21 protein-coding genes are annotated in these 22,594 nt (G+C 45.4%); 17 read left to right on the top strand and 4 right to left on the bottom strand.

Features of this window, described 5'->3' with window-relative positions; genetic code table 11:
- Positions 1-264 precede the first annotated feature (264 nt).
- The gene (locus tag ACSQ8O_RS21065) at positions 265-1,704 is read left to right on the top strand and encodes an NAD-dependent malic enzyme (RefSeq protein WP_436243235.1); all 1,440 of its coding nucleotides are present in this window, start codon (positions 265-267) and stop codon (positions 1,702-1,704) included.
- A 57-nt stretch (positions 1,705-1,761) separates the two neighbouring features.
- Here the strand turns inward: ACSQ8O_RS21065 and ACSQ8O_RS21060 are convergent, their stop codons facing one another.
- Together ACSQ8O_RS21060 and asd are read right to left on the bottom strand one after the other, a co-directional pair.
- Positions 1,762-3,021, bottom strand: a complete 1,260-nt coding sequence (locus ACSQ8O_RS21060) for an MFS transporter (protein ID WP_436243234.1) — start codon at positions 3,019-3,021, stop codon at positions 1,762-1,764.
- A gap of 35 nt (positions 3,022-3,056) precedes the next feature.
- Positions 3,057-3,845, bottom strand: a complete 789-nt coding sequence (asd, locus tag ACSQ8O_RS21055; RefSeq protein WP_056610213.1) for an archaetidylserine decarboxylase — start codon at positions 3,843-3,845, stop codon at positions 3,057-3,059.
- A 203-nt stretch (positions 3,846-4,048) separates the two neighbouring features.
- Between asd and ACSQ8O_RS21050 the strand changes: the two genes are divergently transcribed.
- Together ACSQ8O_RS21050 and nagZ are read left to right on the top strand one after the other, a co-directional pair.
- Positions 4,049-4,345 carry a transposase gene (locus ACSQ8O_RS21050; RefSeq protein WP_236292932.1) on the top strand — a complete coding sequence of 99 codons (297 nt, stop codon included), beginning with the start codon at positions 4,049-4,051 and terminating at the stop codon, positions 4,343-4,345.
- A 99-nt stretch (positions 4,346-4,444) separates the two neighbouring features.
- Positions 4,445-5,722, top strand: coding sequence for a beta-N-acetylhexosaminidase (gene nagZ / locus ACSQ8O_RS21045; RefSeq protein ID WP_436243233.1), 1,278 nt, complete (start codon positions 4,445-4,447; stop codon positions 5,720-5,722).
- Between the two features lie 683 nt (positions 5,723-6,405).
- On the opposite strand, the gene ACSQ8O_RS21040 is transcribed toward nagZ, so the two are convergent.
- The gene (locus ACSQ8O_RS21040; RefSeq protein ID WP_436243232.1) at positions 6,406-7,506 is read right to left on the bottom strand and encodes a YheC/YheD family protein; all 1,101 of its coding nucleotides are present in this window, start codon (positions 7,504-7,506) and stop codon (positions 6,406-6,408) included.
- A gap of 216 nt (positions 7,507-7,722) precedes the next feature.
- Here ACSQ8O_RS21040 and ACSQ8O_RS21035 point away from each other — a divergent pair, with 216 nt between their 5' ends.
- The 13 genes from ACSQ8O_RS21035 (at position 7,723) to ACSQ8O_RS20975 (ending at position 20,075) form a co-directional block, all read left to right on the top strand.
- Positions 7,723-8,913: a glycosyltransferase family 4 protein gene (locus tag ACSQ8O_RS21035; RefSeq protein WP_436243231.1), complete on the top strand. Its 1,191-nt coding sequence runs from the start codon at positions 7,723-7,725 to the stop codon at positions 8,911-8,913.
- A 91-nt stretch (positions 8,914-9,004) separates the two neighbouring features.
- Positions 9,005-12,337 carry a WIAG-tail domain gene (locus ACSQ8O_RS21030; RefSeq protein WP_436243230.1) on the top strand — a complete coding sequence of 1,111 codons (3,333 nt, stop codon included), beginning with the start codon at positions 9,005-9,007 and terminating at the stop codon, positions 12,335-12,337.
- 230 nt (positions 12,338-12,567) lie between these two features.
- Positions 12,568-13,287 carry a sugar phosphate nucleotidyltransferase gene (locus tag ACSQ8O_RS21025; RefSeq protein WP_436243229.1) on the top strand — a complete coding sequence of 240 codons (720 nt, stop codon included), beginning with the start codon at positions 12,568-12,570 and terminating at the stop codon, positions 13,285-13,287.
- The gene (gene rfbB, locus ACSQ8O_RS21020) at positions 13,287-14,288 is read left to right on the top strand and encodes a dTDP-glucose 4,6-dehydratase (protein WP_436243228.1); all 1,002 of its coding nucleotides are present in this window, start codon (positions 13,287-13,289) and stop codon (positions 14,286-14,288) included. The genes ACSQ8O_RS21025 and rfbB overlap by 1 nt, the downstream gene beginning before the upstream one ends.
- Positions 14,285-15,172: a dTDP-4-dehydrorhamnose reductase gene (gene rfbD, locus ACSQ8O_RS21015; RefSeq protein ID WP_436243227.1), complete on the top strand. Its 888-nt coding sequence runs from the start codon at positions 14,285-14,287 to the stop codon at positions 15,170-15,172. Before rfbB ends, rfbD begins: the two co-directional genes overlap by 4 nt.
- Positions 15,166-16,257, top strand: coding sequence for a CgeB family protein (locus ACSQ8O_RS21010; RefSeq protein WP_436243226.1), 1,092 nt, complete (start codon positions 15,166-15,168; stop codon positions 16,255-16,257). The genes rfbD and ACSQ8O_RS21010 overlap by 7 nt, the downstream gene beginning before the upstream one ends.
- A gap of 15 nt (positions 16,258-16,272) precedes the next feature.
- The gene (locus ACSQ8O_RS21005; protein ID WP_436243225.1) at positions 16,273-17,418 is read left to right on the top strand and encodes a CgeB family protein; all 1,146 of its coding nucleotides are present in this window, start codon (positions 16,273-16,275) and stop codon (positions 17,416-17,418) included.
- Between the two features lie 67 nt (positions 17,419-17,485).
- Positions 17,486-17,866, top strand: coding sequence for a hypothetical protein (locus tag ACSQ8O_RS21000; protein WP_056610244.1), 381 nt, complete (start codon positions 17,486-17,488; stop codon positions 17,864-17,866).
- A 24-nt stretch (positions 17,867-17,890) separates the two neighbouring features.
- Entirely contained in the window at positions 17,891-18,412 is a 522-nt protein-coding gene (locus tag ACSQ8O_RS20995; RefSeq protein ID WP_436243224.1) for a glycosyltransferase, read from the top strand.
- Positions 18,378-19,106 carry a glycosyltransferase family 2 protein gene (locus tag ACSQ8O_RS20990; protein ID WP_436243223.1) on the top strand — a complete coding sequence of 243 codons (729 nt, stop codon included), beginning with the start codon at positions 18,378-18,380 and terminating at the stop codon, positions 19,104-19,106. Before ACSQ8O_RS20995 ends, ACSQ8O_RS20990 begins: the two co-directional genes overlap by 35 nt.
- Before the next feature lie 59 nt (positions 19,107-19,165).
- Positions 19,166-19,453: a hypothetical protein gene (locus tag ACSQ8O_RS20985; protein WP_056610251.1), complete on the top strand. Its 288-nt coding sequence runs from the start codon at positions 19,166-19,168 to the stop codon at positions 19,451-19,453.
- Between the two features lie 5 nt (positions 19,454-19,458).
- Complete coding sequence (locus tag ACSQ8O_RS20980) at positions 19,459-19,821, top strand: hypothetical protein (RefSeq protein ID WP_436243222.1); 363 nt, start codon at positions 19,459-19,461, stop codon at positions 19,819-19,821.
- Positions 19,818-20,075: a hypothetical protein gene (locus ACSQ8O_RS20975; protein WP_082595251.1), complete on the top strand. Its 258-nt coding sequence runs from the start codon at positions 19,818-19,820 to the stop codon at positions 20,073-20,075. Before ACSQ8O_RS20980 ends, ACSQ8O_RS20975 begins: the two co-directional genes overlap by 4 nt.
- A 43-nt stretch (positions 20,076-20,118) precedes the next feature.
- On the opposite strand, the gene ACSQ8O_RS20970 is transcribed toward ACSQ8O_RS20975, so the two are convergent.
- Positions 20,119-21,108 (bottom strand): ketoacyl-ACP synthase III, encoded by a 990-nt coding sequence (locus tag ACSQ8O_RS20970; RefSeq protein WP_436243221.1) that lies wholly within the window; start codon positions 21,106-21,108, stop codon positions 20,119-20,121.
- Between the two features lie 309 nt (positions 21,109-21,417).
- Here ACSQ8O_RS20970 and ACSQ8O_RS20965 point away from each other — a divergent pair, with 309 nt between their 5' ends.
- The gene (locus ACSQ8O_RS20965) at positions 21,418-22,572 is read left to right on the top strand and encodes a sulfite reductase subunit alpha (RefSeq protein ID WP_436243220.1); all 1,155 of its coding nucleotides are present in this window, start codon (positions 21,418-21,420) and stop codon (positions 22,570-22,572) included.
- Positions 22,573-22,594: the final 22 nt, after the last annotated feature.

The raw sequence follows: 22,594 nt of genomic DNA, 5'->3' as shown, positions 1-22,594 counted from the left end.
TGATTCTTTCGCTCTGGACTTTACAGACTATCTTGATTTTTCCGCTCTGCCTTTTATAGGCTTTCTTGACCCTTTCGCTCTGCCCTTACCATGCTTCCTGCTCAATCTGTACCATACTTTTCCTAATCCCTGCTTGCCTACCATAAAAAGTCTCTATCACTGTGCAAGATAAGTCTTTTGGGCAATAACTTTGTTTGCAATAGGTTGTATGTTATCATCTAACATGTGTTCAATTAAATTACAAATCGTAGGAGTGATCCTTTCATGGCTGGATTAAATGGTGGGGGCACAAGTGTCATCGTGCGACTGGAAATACATAAAGAACTCGTAACCTTTGGTAGAATTGCAACGGCCATTGGTGATGCAGGCGGCGATATTGTGGCGATTGACGTCACGCGAGCTAGCAAAACGACGACTACACGTGATATTACAGTCAAAGTAAGTGATCCCGAGCATACGGAAACAATAACGAAAGCATTACAGGTTATTCCAGGTGTCCGCATCATTAACGTGTCAGATCAGACCTTCCTGCTTCATTTGGGTGGGAAAATTGAAGTCACCCCCAAAGTACCAATTAAAAACAGGGACGATTTGTCCCGCGTATATACACCCGGAGTTGCCAGGGTTTGTATGGCGATTCATGAAGACCCGAGCAAGGCACATTCGTTGACGATTAAAAGGAATACCGTTGCTGTCGTGTCAGATGGTACGGCTGTTCTAGGGCTTGGGAATATTGGGCCTGAAGCGGCAATGCCCGTGATGGAAGGGAAAGCGATGCTATTTAAACAAATGGCTGGCGTAGATGCGTTCCCCATTTGTTTGGATACCCAAGATACCGAAGAAATTATTCGTACCGTGAAGGCGATTGCGCCAGGGTTTGGCGGCATTAATTTGGAGGATATTTCTTCTCCGCGTTGTTTTGAAATCGAAGAACGCTTAATTAATGAGCTTGATATTCCCGTATTCCATGATGATCAGCACGGTACAGCGGTTGTTATTCTAGCTGGGCTGCTAAATGCGGTTAAGCTGGTTGGAAAGCAATTAGAGTCGTGTAAGGTAGTTATCACGGGGATCGGGGCTGCAGGTATTGCGTGTACCAAAATGCTGATCTCAGCAGGTGTCACCAATGTCATTGGTGTGGATCGTCAAGGGGCTATCGTGCGAGGAGACGAGTTCACGAACAAGGCTTGGGAGTGGTACGCAGAAAATACGAATCCTGGGCTAGAACGTGGTACATTATCTGATGTCATCTCAGGTGCAGATATTTTCATCGGTCTTTCAGGACCAGGCGTGCTGAAGCAAGATGATGTGAAACGTATGGCGGCAGACCCGATTGTTTTCGCAATGGCGAATCCCACACCGGAAATCACGCCAGAGGAAGCTGAGCCTTATGTTCGTGTTATGGCGACAGGACGCTCCGATTATCCGAATCAAATTAACAATGTACTTTGTTTCCCTGGTATTTTCCGCGGCGTGTTAGACTGCCGAGCTTCTAAGATCACACAAGAGATGAAGCTTGCTGCAGCCAAAGCGATTGCTGCTGTCGTAAATGAGGACGAGCTGAACGAATACTACATTATCCCGAGCGTGTTCAACCACGCTGTTGTTGAGAAAGTTAGAGAAGCCGTTATGGAAGCGGCGTTTGAATCAGGTGTTGCACGTCGTCGCAGTCAACGCGAAGTAAACGAGTCACATCACGATTAATTGAAAAAAGCAGTTCGGTACAACGCTGATCCAGCGTGCCGAACTGCTTTTTGTATTTTAGGCTTGTTCTTCTGTCCATTCTTTCAACTTACGATCGGTAGGAAGCAAGAAAGTAAGTATGCCTAGAAGCGGGAGAAATGCACATAGTTCCATAACTCGGCCTGTTCCAATGGCATCACAAAGGTTGCCTAACACGACACTCCCGATACCGCCAAGACCAAAGGCTAATCCCGTGATAAGGCCAGATACGGTCCCTACTTTGCCAGGGAAAAGCATTTGTGCATACACGACGGTAACAGAGAAGCTGGATAACAGAATAACACCGATAATAACGAGCAACACGTAGGCCCAACCGACAGACACATGCGGGAGTAATAAGGCGAATGGTGCCGATCCTAGCATGGAAAAGAAAATGACATTTCGCTTACCGAAGCGATCCGCAATCGGTCCGCCAAAGAAGGTACCAACGGCCCCTGCCGCTAGGAATAAGAAAATGAAATTCTGTGCACGATCAATGGAGATACCGTACGTATCTTGAAGGAAGAAGGCGAAATAGCCGCTCATCGCTGCGCCGTACCACGAACGAACAAACACAAGGAAAATCAATACACTGATAGCGAACATGACTTGCTTGCGACGCTGCGGACTAACAACTCGTTTTACGACGGTTTTGGCCTTCACTGGTGCGTCTTGCAGGACAACCTTGTACCAACGTGCTATGTACATTTGTACAGCGATCGCGATAGCCGCGACACCGGTAAACCAGATCGATCCGAACAATCCTAACGGAATGAAGATCCATTTGGTCATAATGGGAGCCAATGACTGACCAGCGTTGCCGCCGACTTGGAAGATCGATTGGGCGAGGCCTTTTCGATTACCAGCTGCCATATGCGAAACGCGTGAGCCTTCTGGATGGAAGGCGGCCGACCCAAGTCCGACAAAACAAACAGACAAAAGGACTACCCAATACGAATGAGCAAATGCTAGCAGCAGCATACCGATCAAGGTTGATGTCATCCCAATTGGCAGCATGTAGGGCGATGGCTTCCGGTCCGTATAGAGTCCAACTACAGGCTGCATAATGGATGCTGTAAAGTTAATCGCGAATTGCACCCAGCCGACTTGTGCGTAGCTAAGTCCCATTTCATCTTTCAGAATGGGGAAAATAGCTGGAATTACGGATTGAATGGAATCGTTGAGCAAATGAACAAGCCCAATAGCAAATAAAATCCGATAAACAGTTGGTTTGACATCTCCCGTTCCTTGCAAGCTTTTCGAGCTATGATTAGGAGATGGTGTTGAAATGGATGCCATGGTTTTCTCCTCTCAGGTTCTGATTCCCGACTAGGCTAGTTGTCCAAGAAACGCCCGAGATCTTCACCCATTTTCACTTTTGATCCAAGCTTTAGATCAGGACGTGCTTCGAACATCCCATCTTCAAATAACAGAACGACCGTGGAGCCGAACTCGAAATAGGCGAGCTCTTGACCGCGTTCAAGCGTTTTTGGAAGGGGTGTTACATATTGGATGGAGCTCACATTCAGTGCACCGACTTTGACAACGGCTACTTCTCCAGTTGCATGTTGAATAAATGTAATTAATCGCTCGTTGCGGCTAAGTACACGTTTCATATGACGCAGTCCGAATTCATTAACGGGATATACTTTCCCAAGGACGTGCTCTTTCTCCAAGATATCCCCCGAGATTGGTGAATGAATTCGGTGATAATCAGTTGGACTCAGATATAGAACGAAATAAAAGCCGTTATTATAATTCACTGTGCGCGGTGAGCGGTTAAGCAACTCGTCGATTGTATAATCTTGACCTTTGACATTGACGATCAAGCCTTCTTTGATATCGCCAATACCTGTAATCATGGCATCAACCGGACTTACAACACGTGTTGTGTCTTCGTGAATCGGGCGCAAGCCTGGCTTCAATCGGCGAGTGAAGAAATCATTCAGGGATTTATACTCCTTGATATGCTTTTCAGCATCTTCAATGCGAATGCCATAGGTTTGGGCAAAACGAGGGATAAAGAGTCGGCTTATTTTGGAACGAGCAAGGGCACCTGTCAGTTGTGAGACCCATTTGCGTGAAGACAACTCGGTCAGTAATCGGAAAAAAGGCTTAGACATAGATCATAAACTCCTGTTCATTCGTTGGTTAGGAAGGACTCTGGCCTCAGCACATCGTTTCCTATTATCGGTTCTTCGCTAATCTTGCCACAGAAAAGTAAAAGAATCAATTGCCTATTGTTCAATTCCTTGTGACTAGCCAAGTAGTTTTCTGTATTTTCGACAGCAAATTCGTCAATGCTGTTGAAGAGGTGAACGCGACAATGTCGATAATAATCGTTATTTTTGTTATTCTGATTCCGCTAGTCATGCTTGCTAGTGCTTGGTTACTACAATCCTTTAAACATGTATTCGCAGGAGCAGCGGTTCTATGTGCGTATATATTTGGTGCAATCAGTTCCATGAACGTGTATCAGATCCTTCGGGATGATACGGTTTTCATGACGAACATCCATGTTGTTTTTACGAACAAGCTGTTTCTGTTCACTGGTGGTTATTTAGGGGCATATGGGATTTATATGTTGCTGCATTGTTTTTTGAAAGGAATTCGCAGCGAGTGAAGCGGCAATTCAACGATTTCGATGCATGGTGCGTCTACTCTATGTAGTAACTGTGAAGTAAAGGCAGGTGGCAAGATGAAACGAAATTATTCCCAAATCATGCGTAGAATTGGAACCGTTGGAGGGTTAATGCTCCTAATTACGGGTTGTGCGACACGTCATGAAGCTCAGCCAAGTGGAACTCCTATCCCGAGTTCACCGTCAGCAACTGTTTCGCCAACAGTGGTGCCTACCTCTACACCTATCCCGTCGGTTGCTCCTACGCCTTCGCCAACCCCAGTAGCATCGGTTAATTTTCCTAAAATGACACTGGATGAGAAGCTAGGTCAGATGATAATCGCGGGAATCGATGATTATAGTATGAATGAAGAAGCACGTAAATTGATTGCAACCTATCATGTAGGTGGCATTATTCTGTATAAGCCGAATGTGAAAGATACAAATCAATTAGTGAGCCTAGTCAATGATTTGAAAAAGACGAATACAGTGAACAAGCTTCCACTATGGCTTGGTGTCGATGAAGAAGGCGGCAGGGTAACGCGATTACCCGATGAAATCTCGAAAACACCGACAAGTCAGACGATTGGAAAATCGGGTAAAACCGAGTTGGCTCACAGCATTGGTCAGTTGCTGGGGAAAGAACTAAATGCCTATGGGCTTAATATGGATTTTGCACCTGATTTGGACATCAACAGTAACCCCAAGAACCCGGTCATTGGCGATCGTTCTTTTGGGGCGAATGCAACGCTCGTAAGCAGCTTTGGGATTCCGATGATGAATGGCCTACAAGAGATGAAGGTCGTTCCGGTTGTGAAGCATTTTCCGGGACACGGGGATACGGCTGTTGATTCACATATTGGCTTACCCGTTGTTCAAAATGACCTCGCTCGCTTGCGGAAGCTTGAGCTGATTCCTTTTGCAGATGCTATTAAGCATCAGGCGGATGCGATTATGGTCGCTCATATTTTGCTGCCAAAAATAGATACGAAATACCCGGCTTCGATGTCGAAGACAATCATGACGGATCTTCTACGCAAGGAGCTTGGCTTCAAGGGGCTCATCATGACAGATGATATGACGATGGGAGCCATTGCGGAAAATTATGAAATGGGCGAAGCTGCCGTGAAGTCTGTGCTCGCGGGTTCCAATGTCGTGATGGTCGGGCACGATCCTCAGAAAGCGATAGCAGTTATAAACACCTTGCGTACCGCTGTTCAATCGGGGCGGATTCCCTTAGACACGATTGACCAAAGTGTGCAACAGGTCTATAAGCTGAAAATGAAGTATAAGCTTCAGGATCAACCGGTAACTGTACCGGATCCGAAGCTGCTGAATGCTGAAGTTCAGCGGGTCCTTGCTCCGCTTAGTGCGAAGTAGGGGGCGTCGTCGTGGTGGTGCTGAGATGCCATGATCTCAGTCGACCGCTGCACGGAAGAGTGCGGGGGACACACAACAAACTAGCTACTTTATAAACCTCGCCCCATCAACACAGCGTTACAATGCACCTCATTCTGCCTATGGTAAACTAGCTAGCTATTTGGGTCGGAATAACGTACATCTTTGAGATCTCGAGTAAATGATATACGAAGTAGGACCTTGGCGAGGCAGAGATGGGTCTATATGCTGTAGTTGAATTGGAATAACTGGAAAATATACAGCTATATTGAAAGATTTCAATTGATTTTTTGATTTAAATGGAAAATATGTAGCTAAATTCTCGTTTTTCTCCTTATTGAGAGGATATTGCTTGAATTAGATGTATTTTTTCCAGTTATTCCTCGCAGAGAGGAATTATCGCCGAAAATAGATGTACTTTATACAGTTACATTTCAATTCAAGTGGGTTGAGAGCGCCTCGGACATAGGTGGAGCTGCGTCTTATACACTATCACTCAACCGCGCCCCACCCCCAAAAAACCGTCCCCCCGAGTAAACTCGGAATGACGGTTTTTTGCTTCGTTCTGCTGCTTCGTTCTGCTGCTTCGCTCTTATCCTTCGCTCTTATGCTTCGCTCTTATGCTTTCGCTCTTATGCTTCGCTCTTATGCTCCAGCTCCAGCTTCTAGCACGGTGGCGTGCCACCGTCTAAGATGAATTTGGCATAGGCTATAGGATTGAAATAGGTGGCTTTCCAACATTCTTGCATATTTGCCTCGCGGAAACTGTAACGTTGGTCCTTCCCATTGCATTCGATAAACAAGGGGAAACCATCATTCGTCATAGCAATGTCGAGTCCTAAATCAGCCAAGTTCGGCAATTCTGTGCTGAGATGCTTGGCGACCAAGAGCGCGAAATTCGTCATCTGGAGACATACGGTCTCCGGGTCAAGCTGCGGATAGTGGTTATTCAAAATATCGGATAAGGAACTGACACGCCCGCCTTGCGCGACATTCGTTAAGAAATGCTTACGGGAGGCTACCTTGGCAATGATGCCAGTAACGCCCCATGATCCATCATTCCCACGCTGAACGGAAACGCGCAGGTCAAAGGGAGAACCATCTACCGTGGCAAGAGGCAGGCATTGTTGAACCATATAGCTGCTCCTTACAATCCGCCGGCGGAGAAGCAGGGGCAAGTTTTGCCGGAACTTGAGTGTTCGCCAAGTACGATTCGTAAGCTTCATGTTAACTGGATAGAGGAGTTTCCATAGGTTCCCTTGACGCTCTAATTTCATCACACCGCGTCCGATGCTAGAATTGGTTGGTTTGATAATTAATGTGTCAAACGAATCCATCATGGCCTTAACATTTTCAATTGTAGCTGGAAATGTACAGGGGAGATGCGGGCGAATGCTCTCATTTTTCATTAAGATTTCATGAATACGCATCTTGCTATAACGGTTCCAACGATTAAACAGCGTAACGCCTTGCTGAGTCCATGCTTCCAAAATGCGTGCTGATGAAGAGTCCAAATAAATGGCACGATTATGAATGACTTTAGGGAGATCAGACCATTTTCTTTTAAAATGTTGGCCATCCTTTACATAGGCATATACCTTCATTGTTTTCATATGAACATCATGAATTCGGAAATAACAAGGCGTAAGGCCATAGAGTTTGCCAGCATCCTCGTAAAAACGAATGGCTTCGTATTGTGTGTTCCCTAGAGGAATACCTGCAAACAAGGAATCGTTAACTAAAATACCCACATAGGGATTACTCATTGACTTCACTCCCTCTTTAATTGGGGCTTGAATATTTGCCGAAAACGGAATCACACTTAGTTTATGGAAAAAGAACAAGACTTGTTTGTACAAATGCCGATACTTTCTTCTAAAACAAGGACAGATGCCCATGCTTTGCCACTTTATCCGCATATGTATAGAAGAAGTAGCAAAATGGGGGGAGCTCAGCCTCATTTTATCCAGGAGGTTTAGAAGTTGAGGACTAAACGGAAGCCGCAATCGAACCGTCTTGTCATTGTCACTCCAGGCTCTTTTCCTATACCCTCAGGGACTAGTAGCTCGGTTGAGCAAGTGGTTCAGAAGACAGCGGAGCAATTGGTAAAGAGCATGCCTGTAGTCGTAATTGGACGGAAAACATCCTATCAACCTTGGAATGAAATTCGGCAGGATGTGACGTACCAGCGAGTACCTTATCAGACACAAACCACCTATATGAAACATGTAGCTAAACAGATATCCTCGTTGAGTCCTGGTATTATTCAGGTGGATAATCGGCCACGCTTCCTTCCCTATCTTCGTAAACGATACCCTCATTCCATGTTAAGTCTCGTCCTCCACTCTACGTCTTTTATTACTAGACCCTATATTTCTAATGCATCTCTAACCCTGTGTTTGCGTGCTGCTGATGTCATTATCGTGAATAGCGACTTTCTAAAGCGGTTTCTGCAAAAAAAAGTGCCTAGTGCTGCCCATAAAATAGTTACACACTATTTAGGTGTTGATGTTGCTCAATTTACTTCCAAATGGTCGGATGAAGGCATCAAATCTCGTATAGAAATGCGCAAAGGATTAGATTGTGAGCATCGCAAAATTATTTTATATGTAGGTAGATTGATTCCTAAGAAAGGTGTTCATCATCTGCTGAAAGCGATGAAAAGTGTCATAAAGAGTGAACCAAGCGCCAAGCTTGTTATCATTGGGAGTGCTTATTATGGATCTAAGAAAGAAACCAAGTATGTCAGGCAATTAGTTAAAGCAGCGAGGATGATACCCAAACATGTCCAATTTATTCCCTATGTGAAGCATCAAGAAATGCCCAAATGGGTCCGAATCGCCGATGTTTTTGTTGTCCCCTCAATTGGGAAGGAAGCTTTTGGTCTTGTCAATGTGGAGGCCATGGCTTCTGGTGTTCCCGTTGTTGCAACTAGAGTAGGCGGGATTCAAGAGGTAGTGGAAGATGGCAAAACTGGCTATTTAATAGAGCCGGGCGCCATTGATAATGAGCTCCCCGACCGTGTCATACGGTTACTGAAAGATGAAAGCCTACAACGTAAGCTGGGGGATAATGGCATCAAGCGGGTTGAAAACCTGTTCACTTGGGAGCGAGCTGCTGAGGTGAGGTCAGTATTGTACAGTCAATTGTTGAAGGAAACGGCTCTTGTCTAGGTGAGTGCACATTTTTTGGGGCTAATGTACTTATTAAGGTGAGAATGAATATGTTACCAAAGATAAATCCTGGTGAATGGAGAGGAGTCATATGAATAAGCGTAAGAGCAGCACTACCCAGAAAGCGAACGTGCACAAAGTGAACGCTAACTTGAATGAATTAAAATGGCTTGATGAAGCACCAATAAAGCAAGACAAAGTGGTAGAACAACCCAAACTAATCGCGAAAACGAATCCATCGGTGTCAGAGAAGACAGAGCCAAACAAAGTTTTGCATGTCTCCAAGGTTACAGAGCAAATCACACCTGAGTTGTTATTAACGGAGCGGAAAACAGGGAAACTCGTTGACCCTGTTGTCTATACGGACGACATTGTGGATGAAGCGGTGACTTGGGACAAAATTGCAAGCCGGGCAATCGATGATACGAAAATAAAACCTTTTAGCATTGGTGTCAAATCAATTAAGGATGGGGCCATTGAGCCTTCCAAATTAGCTCAGGGGAGCGTAACTCGTCCCAAAATTGCCAATCAAGCCATCCATGATGAACATGTTGCTCCAAACAGTATCGTGGGAGATAAAATTCAAGATAATACATTGTCTGGTGGAAAGCTGTTTGATAACTCCATCACAACTGCTAAAATCGCAGATAAGTCGGTGGATGCCACCAAATTGGCAGACGGTTCCATTTTGCCACAACATTTATCGGAACTGATCATTACAAGTGAATTGATTGATAAACAAGCGATCACATCAGATAAGATTCTTAGCGGTGCTGTTCAGACGAAGCATTTGGCTAATTATATTATTGACACGGCTAAGCTCATGGACGCTTCCATCACCTCTGCCAAAATTAGAGAAGGTGCTGTCACGGAAGATAAATTGGGGAGCGGCAGTATTAGTTCTACTCATATCCAGGGCGAGAGTATTCAGACGGAACATCTAAAAAATCATTCTATTATAAGTGACAAGCTTGCTGATCAGGTTGTAACAGGTGCTAAGATTGCTCCGCATGCCGTAGATTCGATGCATATCACGCAATCCGCGGTGAGGGGTATTCATATTGAAGGTGCTGAGGTAACTAGTTACCACATAGCCGATCAAGCTATACGAACTAAACATATCGGAGAGGGCGCCATAGAAACGAAGCTCATTCAAGATGGAGCGATTACTGTCGCAAAATTGGGCGAGAAGATCATAGCGAGCAAGCATATAACGCCGCAAGCGATTGATTCTGGCCACTTAAACGATGGCGTCATATCTAGCAGTAAATTGCAAGACGGCTCGGTCACGACAGATAAAATTGCACAAGGTGCCATCATCGCCAAACATATTGGTGCCCATATGATTAAGACTGAGCATCTGGAGGAGAATGTGGTATCTACTTCCAAAATTGCTGCTGGATCCATCATTACAGAAAAATTGGCAGAGGGAAGTGTAAGTAACACCAAACTAAAGGATGAGAGTGTCACCTCGAACAAAATTGCTTACCGTACCATCAATGCTGCCCATTTGCAGGAAGAGATTATTTCTACGAGTCACATCGCTAAAGGAGCGATTGGTGAGAAACAAATTGATCTGCATGCGATTCATCGCAACCATATTACAGACGAAGCGATCACAACTAGACATATCCAGGAAGAAAGCATTACGACGAGTAAGCTTGCAGAGGAAACCGTAACAACGGCGAAGATCGCGCCATTGTCGATTGAATCACGCCATTTGCAAGATGAAATTATCGATGGTTCTCATATTAAACCGGGGGCAATTACTTCTGAGCATTTGGCACAAGGATCCATTACGCTGGAAGTATTCGCAGATCGCAGTCTAATGGGCAGTAAACTACAGGAAAGTGCAATCTCGACTGAAATCTTAGCCGACGGCGCAGTCACGGAAGAGAAGCTCGCGAATGGAGCAGTAGGCACACAGCATCTTCAAGTGGGATCGCTGACGACGAGACTCATTGCAGATCAAGCCATTACGAACGCGAAGCTAGAGGATGGCGTGGTGACGTCCGACAAGCTGGCTGATGGCAGTGTAAATAGTGCCAAAGTCGCGAACAAAGCAGTGAATGCAGAACATATTACGGACGGTGCTATCACGGCCTCTAAATTGGCGAATGAAAGCGTACATGGCAGTAAGCTGGCACCAGCAGCGGTAGTTTCCAGGCATTTAGCTGATGGATCCGTCATTAGCTCGAAAGTGACATTTCGTGCGATCAATAGCGAGCATCTGGCAGAGGGCGCGGTCGTGAGCACCAAGCTGGCGAATCACAGTGTAGACGGCTCGAAAATCATGCCTGGCACAATCACAGACGAACATCTGTCATTAGGCGTGGTGAATGGTACGAAATTGGCGCATGGTTCCGTAAGTAATCAGCACCTCCTTGCAGGAGCTATTGACTCTGAAAAGTTAGCTGTGAACTCTGTAGATGGCAGTAAACTGATGTCGGGCGCAGTGAACAATTATCATCTTGCTGATCATGCCGTATATGGTGTGAAATTGGCACCGGAAAGCGTGGATGGAAGTAAGCTGGCTTCAGGTGCTGTAAATAGTGACCATCTGGCTGATCATGTTGTGGATGCTTCTAAGCTGGCGTCGGGAAGTGTAGATAGCAGTAAAATTATCTACGGTGCGATACAACGAGAACATTTATCGGACTTTATCATTGATGGATTGAAGCTCTCCTTGGGCTCAGTGACTAGCAGCCATCTTGCTCCTGGCTCTATTGACGGGGGGAAACTTCAAAATGCCAGCATAGATAGTTCCAAGCTAATCGAGGGAACGATCGGAAGTGAGCACCTGCAAGACGAAACCGTCACAGGTGAAAAGCTAGCTCCTAGTAGTGTGGACAGCACTAAACTCGTAATCGGTGCGGTGAATACGGAGCACCTGTCTGATGATGCTGTTACAGGAGCGAAGCTATCCGTCAACAGTATTGATGGCAGCAAAGTTATTGACGGGGCGATCGATACCGCTAAACTCGCTGATGGCAGTGTAGACAGCTATAAGCTGGCACAGGGAGCGGTAACGGATTTCCACTTAGCAACGGGCAGTATTGATGGAAGTAAGCTGCAAGCTGGGGTTATCACGAATCAACATGTTGCAGATGCCTCAATTACGGTGACGAAATTAGCAGATAGTGTTGTGCGCAGCTCCTCCGGGCAAAGAAATGTGTTGCAACAGTTCGGTCTTGAGCCATTTGTTATGAAGATTCAGGATGAGACCATAGAGCTGGTACTTCATTTTGAAGAGGAATATGCGAATACGAATTATGTGTTAACAGCGATCACGAATCATCCAGCTTGTTATGTCATTGTGAGTCAAAAGTCTACAGGCAGCGCGGTGTTGTCCATTATCCGAGCCAAGTTTTCACCCGATCAACATGGCATTGTGAATTGGATGGCCATCGGTAAGAGTCATTAATCGATGTAAGATGCGAGTCCTTCCTTCAGAAAACAAAAAAACAGTGTTTCGCACTTAAGCGAGACTACTGTTTTTTTTTTTTTGGCTATTCGATAGATAGATTGATGACCAATTTTCAATTAAGGGGTAATCGTCCAATTTCCGTCTATCACGAAAGCATATGATAGTAGAAATGGATGTGACTATGCACCATAAGAAATCATACGAACGTTCGTGAAGGGGGATGACTTGTGAAAGGTGTCGTACTTGCAGGAGGAACTGGAAGTCGTTTACGCCCTTTAACGCATATTATTAACAAACATTTACTTCCAGTTGGTGAGCTGCCCATGATTCAATATGCCATTGATAAACTAAGTCAGGCAGGCATTCAGGATGTTCTTGTCATTACTGGGAAACAATCTGCGAGCTTATATGTAGATTACTTGGGTAGTGGTGACCTGTTCGGAGTGAATCTAACCTACAAGATTCAAGAGAAAGCAGGAGGTATTGCACAAGCCTTAGCATTGGCGGAGGATTTTGTGGGGGAGGGTGAGAAATTCGTGGTCATATTGGGAGATAATTTATTCCTAGATCCACTTCAGCCCATGATTGAAACCTTTTACCAGCAGGATGAAGGGGCTATGGTCATTTTAAAAGAGGTGGAAGATCCTCGTAGATATGGCGTAGCAACGATGAAGCACAATCAAATTGAACGCATTATAGAGAAACCGGAGCATCCAGCCTCTCCATTTGCTGTGACGGGGATCTATTTATATGACTCTTCTGTCTTTGAGATTATTAAATCACAATCACCTTCAGCAAGAGGCGAGATGGAAATCACAGATGTCAATAATGTGTATGCAGCCACAGGCACGCTCGCTCATATGTTCTTGACAGGTTGGTGGATTGACGCGGGCACGCATGAATCGCTCTTTCAAGCCACGCTGTTAGTTAGAAAGGGGTACAGCTAATGCAGTCATTGCTTGTGACAGGAGGTATGGGTTTTATAGGAAGTAATTTTATTCATTACTGGAAAAAACATCATCCAGATGATCAAATAATTAATGTTGATTTACTTACGTATGCAGGGAATAGGGAAAATGCTAGGCTGTTTGATGGTCAAGTTGGCTATCAATTTGTGCAAAGTGATATTGGTGATGAGGCGCTCATGATGAAACTGATGCAAGGCATTGATGTGGTTGTTCACTTTGCCGCTGAATCCCATGTAGATCGAAGTATTCATGACCCTGGCAGTTTTGTAAGAACGAATGTGGTTGGCACTCAAATCTTGCTTGAGGCCGCACGTCAAGGTCAGGTTAAGAAGTTTATTCATATATCCACAGACGAAGTGTATGGATCACTAGGGGCTGAAGGAGCTTTCAGTGAAGTAACACCAATTGCGCCGAATTCGCCATATTCAGCTAGTAAAGCAGGCTCTGATTTGCTAGTAAGAGCTTACTATGAGACGTATGGATTTCCTGCTGTGATTACACGTTGCTCCAACAATTATGGTCCCCGCCAATTTCCAGAGAAGCTAATCCCACTTTTGATTACACGTGCACTGCGCGATGAAACGATACCCCTATATGGTGATGGGCTGAATGTACGAGACTGGTTATATGTAGACGATCATTGCTCTGCCATTGAACGTGTGATTGAAGCTGGTGTGCCGGGAGAGGTCTACAACGTTGGTGGTCAGAATGAGCGAACGAATTTGGAAGTTGTCCAGAGCATTTTGAAGCTGCTGGGCAAACCTGAATCTTTAATACGATATGTGGCGGATCGGCTTGGACATGATCGGCGATACGCCATCGATAGCTCGAAGATACGTCGCGAGTTAGGGTGGACACCGGCTTACTCATTTGAGAAGGGCCTGCAAAAGACACTAGAGTGGTATGTAAGTGAAAACGAGTGGTGCGCCCGTATTGCAGACGGTTCGTACCGTGTAGATAAAGAAGCTGATCACAGGTGAAAATCGTTATTACAGGTGCCGGGGGGCAGTTAGGATATGACCTTAAGCGAGTGCTGAGCCCGATGCATGAAGTTATCTCTTGGGGGAAATCGGAATTGGATGTTAGACAAGAACAAGAGGTTATGGAGAAGCTGTTGAACGAACGACCGGATGTTGTTGTTCATGCTGCTGCCTATACCAATGTAGATAGAGCTGAATTCGAGAAGGAGTCTGCCTATCAAGTGAACGCTTTGGGTGCTCTTCATCTTGCGCAGGCTTGTGCGATCGTTGGGGCCAAGCTCGTCTATGTCAGTACGGATTATGTATTCGATGGCACGAAGCGAAGTCCCTATAAAGAGACGGATGTACCCAATCCGCTCAATAGCTATGGACAATCCAAGCTTCTTGGGGAGAAATTCGTTGCCATGACTTGCATGAAGCATTTTATTGTACGAACCTCTTGGTTATATGGTCAGAAAGGAATGAATTTTGTAACTAAAGTACTGGAGAAGGCGCGCGAGAATCTGACTCTATCCATCGTGGATGATCAATTTGGCTCGCCGACCTATTGCTTGGATCTGGCCATTTTCATTCGTGAGATTATTGAAACGGACCGATATGGTCTCTATCATGCCTCGAATCAAGGCGTATGCTCCAGATATGAATTCGCATTGCATATCCTCCAAGCGGCTGGCATGGCGCATATTTCCCTGAATCCTGTGCCTACGCACGCTTTCCCGCCAGCACCAGCTGCAAGACCTATGTATACCGCATTTGCACACAATGCTATGCAAAGCAATGGGTTTGAGCCTTTGCGAGATTGGCGAACGGCACTGGATTTCTTTCTACAGGTAGATTATTACGATACAGCAGTTAGGGCTAAGAGGGTGAAAGATACATGGTAATTCGTAACCGCATAGCGGAAGGGCGCATTCAGGGATTTCAAGCTGGAAGAGAAAGTGGCTTTCGAATGGGGAGATGCCAATATGCTCTCGACACCTGCTATCCAGCACCCACACCGCTGAGAGATGCTAGTGTTTTATTTATTGTTCAGGGTATCTTCGATGCCATTGACAAAGGAATAATTCATGGTCTCCAACAAACAGTCCGAGTTGTATACACAGCCACGGCTGCGGATATGCTCCGATTAGCGAATGAGCTTAAACCAAATCTGGTGCTTGTCATGAATGGGCTTCATGTTTTCCCTAATGATCATGCTAATCATGTGGATCAAGTAAGACAGATGGGGATTCGAACCGCCATTTGGTTTGCGGACGATCCCTATTTTACTGATCAGACAGACGCATTAGCCCCTCACTATGATTATGTATTCACGCATGAAATGTCTTGTGTACCGTTCTATCAGGGGATAGGCTGCAGGCAAGTTCACTACTTGCCTTTGGCGGCTAACCCAACTGTGTTTAAACCTCAGCATATTAGCCCTAACTACCGAAGCGATATCTGCTTTATAGGTACGGGCTTCCCTAACCGAATTGCTCTCTTCAATGAGTTAACTCCCTTCTTGATAGGGAGAAAAGTGGTTATTGCTGGGGGATTATGGGATCGTTTAGATCGCTTCGCCTTGCTTCAACGAGGGATTAAGTTAGAGGGCGTTCCGGTCGAAGAGTCAGTGAAGTATTACAATGGTGCCAAAATCGTCCTGAATATTCACCGACTTACGTATGATGCAACCTACAATAAAAATAGCAGAAATTTACCGGGATATTCCATTAATCCGAGAACCTATGAGATCGCGGGATGTGGAACCTTGCAAATAACGGATTATCGCCATGATCTGGAGCAGCACTATCGACCTGGACATGAAATCGAAACCTTCCAACATACGGGAGAGCTTCTTCATAAACTAAGTCATTATTTAATTCATGAGGAAGATCGATTGCGTATTGCGATTAATGGGATGAGAAGAACACGGATGGAACATTCGTTCGCAAATCGTTTAGTTAAGTTGTTGGACATTGTATTTGCCTAGAAGGGAGTGAGGGGTGTGAGTTTTATCAATAGTGCGCATGCTCGGGAGCGCGGACTTGCTGATGGGAATCAATTAGGTCGCGCTAATGGAGTCAGGATGGGACAATGTGAAGCGATCATGCAAAAAGCGGCTCGTGACCGTGCGCCAAGTCCTGTCTGGGACGTACGTGTGCTGTTTGTTACATCGGGCAAAGGGTACCCTTACGAGCCATTGGATCTCGCTGTTATTAACTGCCTTCGGCCTATAGTTCGCGAGTTGATTATAGGAAACTGTGACAAGGATCTGATCCGTATCGGGAATCCAAAAGCCAATGTCGAAACGCTTGCAGCGAGGTACCGACCTGATGTGATGATTGTTTTAGAGGGGATGAATCTCTCCTTGGATGTTGTTGATCGGGTTCGCCATATGGGGATTCGGACTGCTATATGGCTAACTGATGATCCCTATTACACGGATATTACCGCTTCCTATGCGAGGCACTATGATTATTTATTTACCTTAGAAGTGAATTGTGTACAGTTATATCGGGAGATGGGATGTCAGCAGGTTCATTATTTACCTCTAGCCTTTCAACCGGAAATGTTTCGACCAAGACCAGTGCCAAAAGGTGTCCACCGCGATATTTGTTTTATTGGCTCGGCTTACTGGAACCGCGTTGGCGTGTTCAATCAGATTACACCATTTTTAGCGAGCAAACGTATCATTATCTCAGGAATTTGGTGGGAACGGTTGAAGAAATATCGCCTTCTTGCACCTCAAATTCAATTGAATACGTGGATGTCGCCAGATCAAACCGCCACGTTCTACAATGGGGCGAATATCGTTATTAATATGCATAGAGCTTTCGATGACCAATCGTATAACCACAACTCTCGTCGAATTACCGGCGCCTCTCCTAATCCGCGAACATTTGAAATTTCCGGTTGTGGGGCTTTTCAATTGACGGACATTCGGGATGATTTAGTCAATTTCTATACGCCAGACTATGATATCGTGACGTATGCCTCCACAGAAGAAATGCTTCACAAAATGAATCATTATTTAACTCATGAAGAGGAACGTAAGCAAATAGCCATGCGTGGGCTCTACCGTACGATGCGAGATCATACCTATACCAATCGACTAATTACGATGCTTTCCATCATATTTGGGCCTAGATAAAGGCTGAACAATGAAGTTAATGAAATTGACTTGAAGAGAATCATTTTAGAAAGATGAGGTGTAGAAATTGATCACGAAAAGGAAGGTTCACAAGCTGACCATAAGCAGAAAGATTCGAAAGAAGCGAGTGGGATCGCCAAGAAAGGTAGGTCTAAAAAAGCGTAACCTTATTAGAAAAAAGGGACGTGCCATTCGTCGGTTGAGGCCACTCGCAAGGCGAAAGGGAAACCGCAGATTAGTTCGTCGTCTGATCCGATTTCCTAGACGTAAGGGGAGTCGAATCATAGCTCGTCGCCGCAAAGTCCCGCGCCGTATTATCCAAAGTCCAAGAGCCAGGAGAGCCCAACTGGCCTATGACCGAGCCTTCAATGAAGCTTACAATGCGAGCTACGGTGTTGGCTTCGCAGAAGGATATACATGGGAGCTTACGAATCCAACGATTGCTTAAAGTGAAGTCATGAGGTGAGCCCAGTTGCTTAAACTTAATAGAAACAAGCGGATGAGGGGGCAGGTTTTCTTAAGGAAGGGAAGCAAACGAAAACTCCTAAAGAAACCAAAACGCCGATTCATTCCTAAGCGTAAAAGTTCTTTTGCTCGAGTAAATAGGACAAGTGTCCACCCTGTCGGTGCGATCATCCTAGCTTCCAACGCAGAAGGAACGATCGAGCATGTGTTGGAGCCATTGGGACGTTTACCATTTATGGAGATTATCGTCATTGTACATGGCTCTGTAGACCGTACGTTAGATATGGTTAGAAGTCATTCCCGTGCCATTATTATTCATAATCCTCAAAGAATCGAACCAGAGGCCGCAAGAGCTTTGGCTGCGAGGGTATCGCGGTCAGATTTCTTGCTTTTCATAGAAGGGGACAAGGTTGTAAATGCGGATGAGCTGCTTCCGTGTATTCAAAATGTAGCATTAGGAATTGAAAATGGCACCTTAGTAAGGAGGCATGAACTTGCAATTAACGAGCATCATAATTCCAACGTTTAACGGTCTACCTTTGCTGAAAGCCTGTGTCACATCTATCCGCCAGCATACATCCGTGCCTTATGAAATTATAGTTGTGGATAATGGCTCTGGGGACGGAACATCGACTTACTGCCGCAATGAAAATATCAAGTTTGTGGCACTGCCAGCCAATCTCGGTTTTCCAGCTGCATGCAATTACGGTTTGCTTTTTGCGGAAGGTGACTCGTTAATGCTCTTGAATAACGATACAATCGTCACCCCTAATTGGCTGCCCATGTTACTGAACTGCTTATACAGTCGAGAAGAGGTAGGGATGGTAGGTCCCGTCTCTAACTATGTCAATGGCAAACAAAAAATTCGTGTCCCTTTCACTGGTATTTCGAACATGGCCCACATCTATAATCATGTAAATCCTAGGAAATGGCGGGAAACGAAACGCTTGGTTGGCTTCTGTTTACTATTTAAGCGGAAGCTAGTTGAGCAGGTAGGCGTGTTGGATGAACGATTTGCACCCGGATATTATGAGGATGATGACTTCTCCTACCGTGCGCGATTAGCGGGCTTTCAGCTGCTCATAGCAGGCGATTGCTTCGTTTATCATCGTGGAAGTGTTAGTTTTCGAAAAAATAGCCGTCGATCTAAGCTCTTGCTGCTGCGACGCAATCGTAAGAAATTTATCCATAAATGGGGCGTCGATCCCTTTCAGTTTATTTAGGCACCGTTTCACTATCAGCGGCATAACGTAGAGTGAAAAAGGTTGTAGGAGGAGTAAGTGTGGAGGAGCGGGTGACGCAAATTATTTCTCATATTGCAGCTTCACATAGCCAAATGGGACGAATATTGGAAACACATCGGCATGTGTCTACGCAAATGGCGGCAATTGCAGGAGATCTGCCGGATTCTCATCCTGAGTTTGCTGGATTGGATATGCTGCAGAAGCGGGCTTTACAACTAACCAAAAATGTAACTACTTATTTAAACAGCCTCGCTGAATTGGAAGAAGCTATGGCGATGCAAACGGAATTAGTTATGAAGGAAATCCATGTAACTGATGAGGAATAGAGGGAATGACATTGGATAGAACGGATCTTTATATGCAAATGTTAGATGCGACAGCCAAGCTGCAATATGAAATAAGTCTGATGCTGGAAGCAAGAGTCGTTGAAGCGTCGAAGTCGCAAAACTGGATTTGTCAGCATATCAATACGACAAATCTGGAGGGCCATGACCATAAAATGAAAGTAACTGGCCAAATACATGAGAGTGTCATTGAACTGATAGATGGTTTAACGAAGATGGAAAATGCGCTAAATCACCAGATGAAGGCGTTACTTGGGAAACATCCTTCAGGTTCCGCATTAGGCTTAGGGTCCGACGACGCTATGGAATTCGGCAGCCTGCTTCCGTTTGGCGAGGATGGGAAGCTGTGAAGGAATGGAATCGGGAACGCGTGGAGTTGCATATGTTGATCTCGCTGGCCAGAAGCCAGCGAGCGTTATGCAGAATAATTGAATCTGTAGCGGACCACGTAGAGGGTTCTGAACAGCTCGCTGGTCATGTCGCGGATAATCTGAAGTCGATAAGTGATTATCAGCATGCGTTGATGTTGAAATTAACGAAGCAGCCTACTCGAAAGCGTGTCAATGGCAAGCCGGCTAAGCCATGGTTGAATAAAAATGTGTAGTCACACACACACACAAGTACGAACAAAGCGAATGCAAATTTACTTAACCCCAACGTACGATTAAACCTGCGTGCGTCAAACCCCCGCCAAATCCATAGAGTAACAAGTTGTCGCCAACCTTAACTTTTCCTTCTCTTATCCCCAAATCCAGCGCAAGTGGGATCGAAGCTGCGGAAGTGTTTCCGAAGTATTCAAGGCTGTACAACGCTTTGTTGATCGAGATCCCACTCTTTTCACAGATGGAGTCTATCATGCGCAGGTTTGCGCTATGAGGGATGAACCAATCAATCGCCGCGAGCGGCAAGCCGCTTTTTTGCAGCAGCACCTCGATGCCCTGTGGTACGGTAGAAACAGCGAATCGGTATACTTCACGCCCGTTCTGTACAAGCTTCCCTTCCCCTAGCAACGGATCGCCATTCAGCTCTGTCGCCAGTCCCGTCCGGTACACATGTTTAGCGCCTGTGCCATCAGATCCCATATGATAAGCGAGGAATGCCGGCTTAGCTTCTTCGCGTTCAACAACTATGGCGCCAGCGCCATCGCCGAATAGGATGCAGGTGGATCGGTCTGAGTAATCTGTGATCTTGGATAAGGCGTCGCCACCGATCACGAGTATTTTGTGATGTACGCCGGCAGCCACAAGCGCACTTGCGGTGTGAAGTGCATAAGCGAATCCAGCACACGTCGCATTGAGATCATAGGCTCCTGCAGCCTGGATACCGAAGTGGGCTTGAACCTGACACGCAACTGGTGTTGATGGTAAATCTGGTGTATGTGTGGACACGATGATAAGGTCTACATCGTCAAGGGAATTTGGGTATCGATCGACCAAATTTTGCACGGCTGCTATACATAAATGGCTGGAGAACTCATGTGCTCCAGCTATTCGGCGCGCTCGAATTCCTGTCCGCTGCACGATCCATTCATCGTTCGTATCGACCATGCGGGAAAGCTCATCGTTCGTCAAAATATGCTCAGGCACATAGGTGCCAATGGCTGAAATTCGGGCTTGCAAGGGGGTGGAGGAAGACATGCGGAACACTCCTTTGGGATTTAGTTTGAAAAAAAATTAGCACTAGATATTAGTACTTGGTACTAAGTTTAGTTTATGATATGGCTGTGTGCTTTGTCAATGGGAGGATGAAGAAGAATGTACTGAAAAATTCTCACATTTGTTAAGGTTGCGTCGTATTATTTACATGAATTGGTTTTTTAATTTAGACAAATTGTTTAATTTTTTGGAAAAAGTTAAAAATTCATAATATGGTTAATTAAAAAACATTTCTAAGTTGAGCGGCATGTGCTATTCTAAATAATAAAAATTCTTCTGGGGTGAAGAGAAATGCAAGTTACTGATGTCGAAAAAGTACCATCCTTGTTTTCCAGAACCAATCCGTTTCAAGCGAAAGTGTTGAAAAATATTAATTTAAACGGTGAAGGCTCCACAAAAGAAACACGCCATATTGAGCTTTCGCTTGAAGGCTCTGGCTTGTCCTATGTGCCTGGCGATTGCTTAGGTGTAGTACCTGACAACGATCCGGAGTTGGTCGCTGGTATCCTTGAGGTTATGAAATGGGATGCGGACACAGCGGTTGTCATTAATAAACAGAACGAAACGCTCCCTTTGAAAGAAGCGCTTTTGAAGCATTTCGAGCTTACGCTGTTGTCTAAGAAAATCGTTCAGCAAGCCGCTGAATTTTCCGATAATGAAGCGTTGAAGCAGCTTGTGGCAGATACAGAGCAGCTGAAGGCTTATACAGACGGCCGCGATTTGCTTGACTTACTAAGTGAATTTGGACCTTGGAAAGCTTCCGTACACGAAATTGTCGCTTTATTAAGAAAAATGCCGCCACGCCTATATTCCATTGCAAGCAGTTTTGCAGCCAATCCGGGGGAAGTTCACCTCACGATCGGTGCTGTTCGCTACATGGCGCACGGCCGCGAGCGCAAAGGTGTATGTTCCGTGATGTGTGCAGAGCGCCTGAACGAAGGAGCTACCGTTCCTGTCTTTGTTCAACTGAATAAACATTTTAACCTGCCGGAGTCGTCGGAGCAGGATATCATCATGGTAGGTCCTGGTACAGGAATTGCGCCATTCCGTTCCTTTATCCAAGAGCGTGCGGTGAGCAAAGCGGCAGGCAAAGCATGGCTGTTCTTTGGTGACCAGCGTTCAGCGACAGATTATCTGTATCAGAAAGAGCTGGAGCAATATCAACAGGCGGGCGCGTTGACCAAAATCGATGTAGCCTTCTCCCGTGATACGGCGCAGAAAGTGTATGTGCAGAATAAAATGCAGGAGAATAGCCACGAGCTATTCGCTTGGTTAGAAGGCGGAGCTTACTTCTATGTGTGTGGCGATAAACAAAACATGGCGAAGGATGTTCACAACACCTTAATTGACATCATTGAAAAAGAAGGTAAGTTGAGCCGCGAAGAGGCTGAAGCCTATTTGAATGGCTTGCAAGAGCAAGGGCGTTACCAACGTGACGTTTATTAATTGAAAATAGGTAAGGCGAGTA

Origin of the sequence: Paenibacillus sp. LjRoot56 (genome assembly GCF_964253335.1) — a bacterium.
Taxonomy (GTDB): Bacteria; Bacillota; Bacilli; order Paenibacillales; family NBRC-103111; genus Paenibacillus_E; species Paenibacillus_E allorhizoplanae.
The sequence above is the reverse complement of the archived record's forward strand: the minus strand, read 5'-3'. Positions and strand labels throughout refer to the sequence as shown.